The organism is Streptomyces sp. CO7 (genome assembly GCF_053474865.1).
The window spans coordinates 886,341-892,782 of record NZ_JBRIOU010000004.1; the positions used below are offsets into that span (position 1 = coordinate 886,341).

Sequence of the window (6,442 nt, forward strand, 5' to 3'; positions counted from 1 at the left end):
GGCCCCGCCCCACCCCGGAGGCCGGCGGCGGCTCAGGCCGCGTCGGGTATCGGCAACGGCCGCTTCTCCAGCGCCGCCGCCATCACCTCCGGGAACAGGTCCGGCGTGCAGGCGAACGCCGGCGCCCCGAGCGCGGCCAGCGCCGCCGCGTGCTCGCGGTCGTAGGCGGGCGCACCCTCGTCGGAGAGCGCCAGCAGCGTCACGAACTGCACCCCGGCCGCCTTCATCGCCGCCACCCGCTTGAGCATCTCGTCCCGGATGCCGCCCTCGTACAGGTCGCTGATCAGTACCACCACCGTCTCGGCGGGACGCGTGATCTGCGACTGGCAGTAGGCGAGCGCCCGGTTGATGTCCGTGCCGCCGCCCAGCTGGGTGCCGAAGAGGACGTCCACCGGGTCGTCGAGCTGGTCGGTCAGGTCGACGACCGAGGTGTCGAAGACGACCAGCCGCGTAGCGATGGAGCGCATCGACGCCAGCACCGCCCCGAACACCGACGCGTACACCACCGACGCGGCCATCGAGCCGGACTGGTCGATGCAGAGCACGACCTCCTTCTTCACCGACTGCGACGCCCGCCCGTAGCCGATCAGCCGCTCCGGCACCACGGTGCCGTACTCGGGCAGGTAGTTCTTCAGGTTGGCCGCGATCGTGCGGTTCCAGTCGATGTCGTGGTGACGCGGCCGGCTGACCTTGGCGCTGCGGTCGAGCGCGCCGGTCAGCGTCGCCCGGGTGCGGTTGGCGAGCCGCTTCTCCAGGTCCTCGACGACCTTGCGGACCACCGCCCGGGCGGTCTCCTTGGTGGTCTCCGGCATCGCCCGGTTGAGCGAGAGCAGGGTCCCGACCAGGTGGACGTCCGGCTGGACCGCCTCCAGCATCTCGGGCTCCAGCAGCAGCGCGGACAGACCCAGCCGGTCGATGGCGTCCTTCTGCATCACCTGCACGACGGAGGACGGGAAGTACGTGCGGATGTCGCCCAGCCACCGGGCCACCGAGGGCGCCGATCCGCCCAGGCCCGCGGACCGCTCACCGCCGCGCGGCCGACCGCCGGCCCGCGCCTCCTTGCCGCTGCCGTACAGCGCGGCGAGGGCGGCGTCCATCGCGGCGTCCCGGCCACCGAGCGGGTGACCGGTCCCGTCGGCCCGGTCGCCGCCGAGGACGAGCCGCCAGCGCCGCAGCCGCTCCGCCGCCGCGTCCTCCGCCACACCCCCCGCTGCCGTGCCGTCCGGAGCCGCTGCGGGCGCGGCCGAGGTGGAAGCCGTCGGGATGGAAGCCGTCGGGGATGTGGTCATGCCGCTGCCTCCACGAGGTGGTCGGGGTGAGGGTCGGGCGCCGGACCCGGTTCCAGGCCCAGCAGGAGCCGGACGACCGGCAGGACGGCGTCGGCCCGGGCCGTGTCGAGCCCGTCGCCGAAGCCCGGGGCGACCGGGGCGGAGGCCGATCCCGGTGTGCCGCCACCGGCCGCCGGTCCGCGGCGGACCAGCTCGCCCAGGCTGCGGCGTACCCCCGGCTCGTAGGCGGAGAAGGTGCGGCGCAGCAGCGGCAGCACGTCGGTGAAGGCGTCCGCCGGAACCCCGGTGAGCCAGGCGTCGACCAGGGCGAGCAGCCGCTCGTCGTGCACCAGCAGGAGTCCGCCGGAGCCCCCGCCGACGAAGCCCTCGATCCAGGACGCCGCGTCGGCCGGCCCGGTGCCGGGCGACAGGACCAGGCCCATGCGCCGGGCGGCCTCGTCGGTGTCGAGCGCGCCCTCGTCGAGCAGCAGCCGCACCGAGCGGCCGCGCAGCACGCCGGGGGCGCTCTCCCGTCCGGCCAGCTTGCGCAGCACACCGTGCCAGCGGGTGCGCAGCCCTTCCGGGTCGACGGCGGGAACGCCTCCGAGCAGGCCCACCGCCGAGTGCACCGCGTCCACGTGGCGGCGCATCTCCTCCGCCGCGTCGGTGTCGAGGGCGGAGCAGGCGGGCGGCAGGCCGACGAATATCCGCTCCGCGAGCCCGGCGGCGACCCCGGCGAGCGCCTCGGTGTCGGTGCCGCGCACGTCGCCGTAGCGCAGGGTCCGGACCAGCGCGGGCAGGGCGGCCGCCAGGTGGGCCACGTCGGTGTCCAGCGCGGCCCGGTCGGCGAGGGCCTTCATGACGGTGGGCAGCGCGTCCGGAAGGTCGGCGAGCAGGCAGTGTTCGGCCAGGGCGGTGACCTCGGCCAGCGCGGTGGCGTCCACGGCCGCGGACTCCGCCTTGGCGGTGGCCGCGGACAGCACGGTGGTGCCCCACACTCCGGCCTCGGCCACCCGGACGGCAAGCTCCGGTTCCCAGCACAGCCGCCAGGTCTCCCGGAAGGTACCGGTCCCGCCGCGTGAGGCGACGGGCTCGCCCCACCGGACCGAGAGGAGGCGGAGCTGGTGCAGCAGGCGGCTGCGGGCGGCGTCGTTCTCCTTGCGCAGGTCCAGCTCCAGCTCCAGCTCCCGCTCCAGCGCCTCCGGCTTGAGGCGCAGCGCGCGCTGCCGGCGCTCGAGATCACGGCGCAGGGGTACCGCGGGCGCGGTGGACGGCACCTCGCCGAGCGTGTCGCCGACGATCAGCCGGTCGCGGACCAGCTCCAGCGGCACGTCGGAGCCCTCGCACATCACCGCGCGGATCGCGTCGATGGTCTCTCCGAGGCCGGCCAGCGGGCGTCCGCGCATCACGGCGAGGGTCTCGGCGAGCCGGACCGCCTCGATGACATGGGCGGAGGAGACGCTCAGGTCCTCGTCGCGCAGCAGGCCGGCGACCTTGGTCATCCACCGCTCGACCGGGCGGTCGGGCGCGGAGAACAGGTGCCCGTACCAGCCCGGGGAGTCGATTCCGGCGCCGTAGCCGCTGAAGCGGGAGAGCCGGCGGTGCGTCCAGGGCACCCAGGTCATCTCCGTTTTCACCTTGGGCAGACCCTTCAGCAGGGCGCGGTCGGCGGTGACGGTGGACCTCTGCCGCAGTGCGGGGACGTGCCAGGCGCCGCAGACCACGGCGACCTCGTCGCCGAACTCCTTGCGCGCGGCGCGCAGCTGCAGCCGCATGTAGGCCTCACGGACCGGGTCACGGTCGTGGCCGCCCGTGCCGTAGGTCTCGCGGAGGGCTCCCATCGCCTCCTCCACGGCGGCGAACGGCGCCAGCGGGTCCTCTCCCGCGCCGCGGTGCTCGACCACGTCCTCCCACCAACGCTCCGGGTCGTCGTACCCGGCGGCCTCCGCCAGCACGGCCAGCGGATCGACCCGCATGCCGTCGACGGGGTCCTCCGCCCGCCCCGTCGCGCCCCCGGGAACCGGGCCGTCGGCGCCGTCGGCGCCCTCAGCGGCCGTCCCGTCGCCGTCCTGCCCGGACGCGTCCCGTGGGGAGTCACCGTCCTGCGCGGACCGGTCCCCTTCGAGGTCACCGTCGCGCGCGCGGTCGGCGGCCTTCAGCGGGTCGGTGTCGCGGTCCGGCGCCGTGGGGACGGCCGCCTTGTCCTCCCCCTGCAGGGCCAGGACGTGGGTTGCGGGAAGGTCGACGAACCGGACGGGCACCTCGTGGTCGACGGCCCAGCGCAGGGCCACCCATTCGGGGGAGAACTCGGCCAGCGGCCAGAACGCGGAGCGCCCGGGCTCGTCCACCGCGTGGGCGAGGAGGGCCACCGGAGGCCGCATCTCCTCGTCGCCGGCCAGGGCGACGAGCGCGTCCGCCTCGGGCGGGCCCTCGATGAGCACCGCCCGGGGACGGGTCGCGTCCAGCGCGGCGAGCACCGCGCGGGCCGACCCCGGCCCGTGGTGCCGCACCCCCAGCAGCCACGGCTGCGCGCCGGAGCCGCTCATGCCGACACCTCCCGGCAGGCGCGGTAGAAGTCCTTCCAGCCGTCCCGCTCACGCACCACGGTCTCCAGGTACTCCTGCCAGATCACCCGGTCGGCGGCCGGATCGCGCACCACCGCGCCGAGGATGCCGGCCGCCACGTCGGCGGGCCGCAGTACGCCGTCGCCGAAGTGGGCCGCCAGCGCCAGGCCGTTGGTGACCACCGAGATCGCCTCCGCGGTGGACAGCGTGCCGCTGGGCGTCTTCAGCTTGGTGCGTCCGTCGGTGGTGAGGCCGTCGCGCAGCTCGCGGAAGACCGTGACGACGCGGCGGATCTCGTCGATGCCGTCCGGCGCCTGGGGCAGGTCGAGGGAACGGCCGAGCTGGTCCACCCGGCGGGAGACGATCTCCACCTCCGCCTCCGGGCTGTCCGGCAGCGGGAGCACGACGGTGTTGAAGCGGCGGCGCAGCGCGCTGGACAGGTCGTTGACCCCGCGGTCGCGGTCGTTGGCGGTAGCGATCAGGTTGAAGCCGCGCACCGCCTGCACCTCGTCACCCAGCTCCGGTATCGGCAGCGTCTTCTCCGACAGGATGGTGATCAGGGTGTCCTGCACGTCCGCAGGGATGCGGGTGAGCTCCTCGACGCGGGCGATCATGCCGTCGCTCATGGCCCGCATCACCGGGCTGGGCACCAGCGCGTCCCGGCTGGGGCCGTGCGCCAGCAGCTGGGCGTAGTTCCAGCCGTAGCGGATGGCCTCCTCGGGTGTGCCGGCGGTGCCCTGGACGAGCAGGGTGGAGTCGCCGCTGACGGCTGCCGCCAGGTGCTCGGAGACCCATGTCTTCGCGGTGCCGGGGACGCCGAGCAGCAGCAGGGCTCGGTCGGTGGCGAGCGTGGTGACGGCGACCTCGACGATGCGGCGCGGACCGACGTACTTCGGAGAGATCACCGTGCCGTCGGCCAGCGTACCGCCGAGCAGGTAGGTGGCGACCGCCCACGGGGAGAGCTTCCAGCGGGCCGGGCGGGGCCGGTCGTCGGCGGCCGCCAGCGCCTGGAGTTCCTGGGCGAAGGCGTCCTCCGCGTGAGGCCGCAGAGCCTGCTCGGTGTTTGCGCCCTTCGCGGGCGCGGGGTCGTCGGACCGCGTGGTGACGGACGTCGGTTCGATGGACACAGACATGGCTGAGGCCCCCTCCAGCTCGGCCGGTTCGGATCTGCTGACCACCTTGCACCACGGCACTGACAATCGGTCATGACCTGCGGATATGAGTCGCATTGGGCCGTCCGTGGAGACGTTGTCAGTGGCGGGTCGTACCGTCGGTGTCATGACTCAGCAGGGGGTGCGCTGGAGCGCGGAACAAGTGCTGGCGCTGGCGCCTGACGCGGCGTCACGCAAAGCCGGAAGCAAACTCGCCGCGTCCGGGCCGTGGTCCGGCGCGGGCAGTGACGACGAGGGGGCGGTGTGGGGGCTGTGCAAGGGAAGCGGCAGCACGCCGTACCGGACGATCGTGGACATGGGGGACCCGTCGGCCCCCGCCTTCAAGTGCAGTTGCCCGAGCCGTAAGTTCCCCTGCAAGCACGCGCTGGGGCTGCTGCTTCTGTGGTCCGGCGACCCGGCCGCCGTACCCGGCGGACAGGAGCCGCCCGACTGGGTGCGGCAGTGGCTGGACGGCCGCCGGCAGCGGGCGGAGCGCAAGGAGACCGCAGCCGCGGTCGACGCGGAGGCGGCGCGCAAGCGTGCCGAGCGCCGTGCGGCCCGGATCGACGTGGGCGCGGGTGAGCTGGAGCGGCGCCTCGCCGACCTGCTGCGGTCCGGCCTGGCCGGCGCCGAGCAGGCCGGGTACGCGCTGTGGGAGGAGACGGCGGCCCGCATGGTCGACGCCCAGGCGCCGGGGCTGGCCGCGCGGGTGCGGGAGCTGGGGGCGATACCCGGCTCCGGCCCGGGATGGCCGGTACGCCTGCTGGAGGAGTGCGCGCTGCTCCATACCCTCGTGCTCGGCTGGCTGCACCGCGAGCGGCTGCCCGCGGAGCTCGCTGCCACGGTCGGCTCCCGGGTCGGCCTGCCCGCCTCCGCCGACGGCCCCGCGGTGCGGGACCGGTGGCTGGTGCTGGCCCAGTACGACACCGCGGACGCCCGGCTCACCACCCGCCGCATATGGGTGCACGGCGAGGAGACCGGGCGCACCGCCCTTCTCCTCTCCTACGGCGCGGCGGGCCGCGCGCCGGAGCTGGCGCTGCCGACGGGGCTCGCCCTGGACGCGGAGCTGTCGGCGTACCCGGGGGCGGGGCAGCCACGGGTGGCGTTGGTCCAGCAGTTCGCCTCCCCCGCTCCGGGCTCGCTGCGGCCTGCGGGGCTCTCCGCCGCGGAGGCCGCCGCCCTCTACGGCGACGCGCTGCGTGACGACCCGTGGCTGGAGGCGGTTCCGGTGACGCTGGAGGCGGTCGTCCCGGTGCCGCATGACGGGGGGTGGCAGCTGGCCGACCCCGCCGGCCAGGCGCTGCCGGTCACCACATCGGCCACCTCCGGCGCCGGCTTCTGGCGGCTGGTCTCCCTGTCCGGCGGCGCGCCGCTGCGCGTCTTCGGCGAGTACGGCCACCGTGGCTTCACCCCGCTCACCGCCTGGCCGGCGGCTCCCGGTGATCCGGTGACGGTGCGA

The 6,442-nt window shown here is 75.0% G+C and carries 4 protein-coding genes; 1 reads left to right on the plus strand and 3 read right to left on the minus strand.

From position 1 onward, the window contains the following. Positions 1-32: 32 nt before the first annotated feature. The 3 genes from ACOV8S_RS16830 to ACOV8S_RS16840 are packed head-to-tail and all read right to left on the minus strand — an operon-like array spanning position 33 to position 4,965. Positions 33-1,289 carry a VWA domain-containing protein gene (locus tag ACOV8S_RS16830; protein ID WP_448318614.1) on the minus strand — a complete coding sequence of 419 codons (1,257 nt, stop codon included), beginning with the start codon at positions 1,287-1,289 and terminating at the stop codon, positions 33-35. After that, the gene (locus tag ACOV8S_RS16835) at positions 1,286-3,814 is read right to left on the minus strand and encodes a DUF5682 family protein (protein WP_448318615.1); all 2,529 of its coding nucleotides are present in this window, start codon (positions 3,812-3,814) and stop codon (positions 1,286-1,288) included. The genes ACOV8S_RS16830 and ACOV8S_RS16835 overlap by 4 nt, the downstream gene beginning before the upstream one ends. Continuing rightward, positions 3,811-4,965 carry an ATP-binding protein gene (locus ACOV8S_RS16840; protein WP_448318616.1) on the minus strand — a complete coding sequence of 385 codons (1,155 nt, stop codon included), beginning with the start codon at positions 4,963-4,965 and terminating at the stop codon, positions 3,811-3,813. The genes ACOV8S_RS16835 and ACOV8S_RS16840 overlap by 4 nt, the downstream gene beginning before the upstream one ends. Positions 4,966-5,110: 145 nt before the next feature. On the opposite strand from ACOV8S_RS16840, the gene ACOV8S_RS16845 reads away from it, so the two are divergent. Next, the coding region (locus ACOV8S_RS16845; RefSeq protein ID WP_448318617.1) for an SWIM zinc finger family protein at positions 5,111-6,442 on the plus strand (1,332 nt) is incomplete at its 3' end.

Bases quoted from the DNA above. Each gene is read 5' to 3' on its own strand.
- ACOV8S_RS16835 (WP_448318615.1), bottom strand. From the start codon at position 3,814: ATGAGCGGCTCCGGCGCGCAGCCGTGGCTGCTGGGGGTGCGGCACCAC.
- ACOV8S_RS16840 (WP_448318616.1), bottom strand. From the start codon at position 4,965: ATGTCTGTGTCCATCGAACCGACGTCCGTCACCACGCGGTCCGACGAC.
- ACOV8S_RS16830 (WP_448318614.1), bottom strand. From the start codon at position 1,289: ATGACCACATCCCCGACGGCTTCCATCCCGACGGCTTCCACCTCGGCC.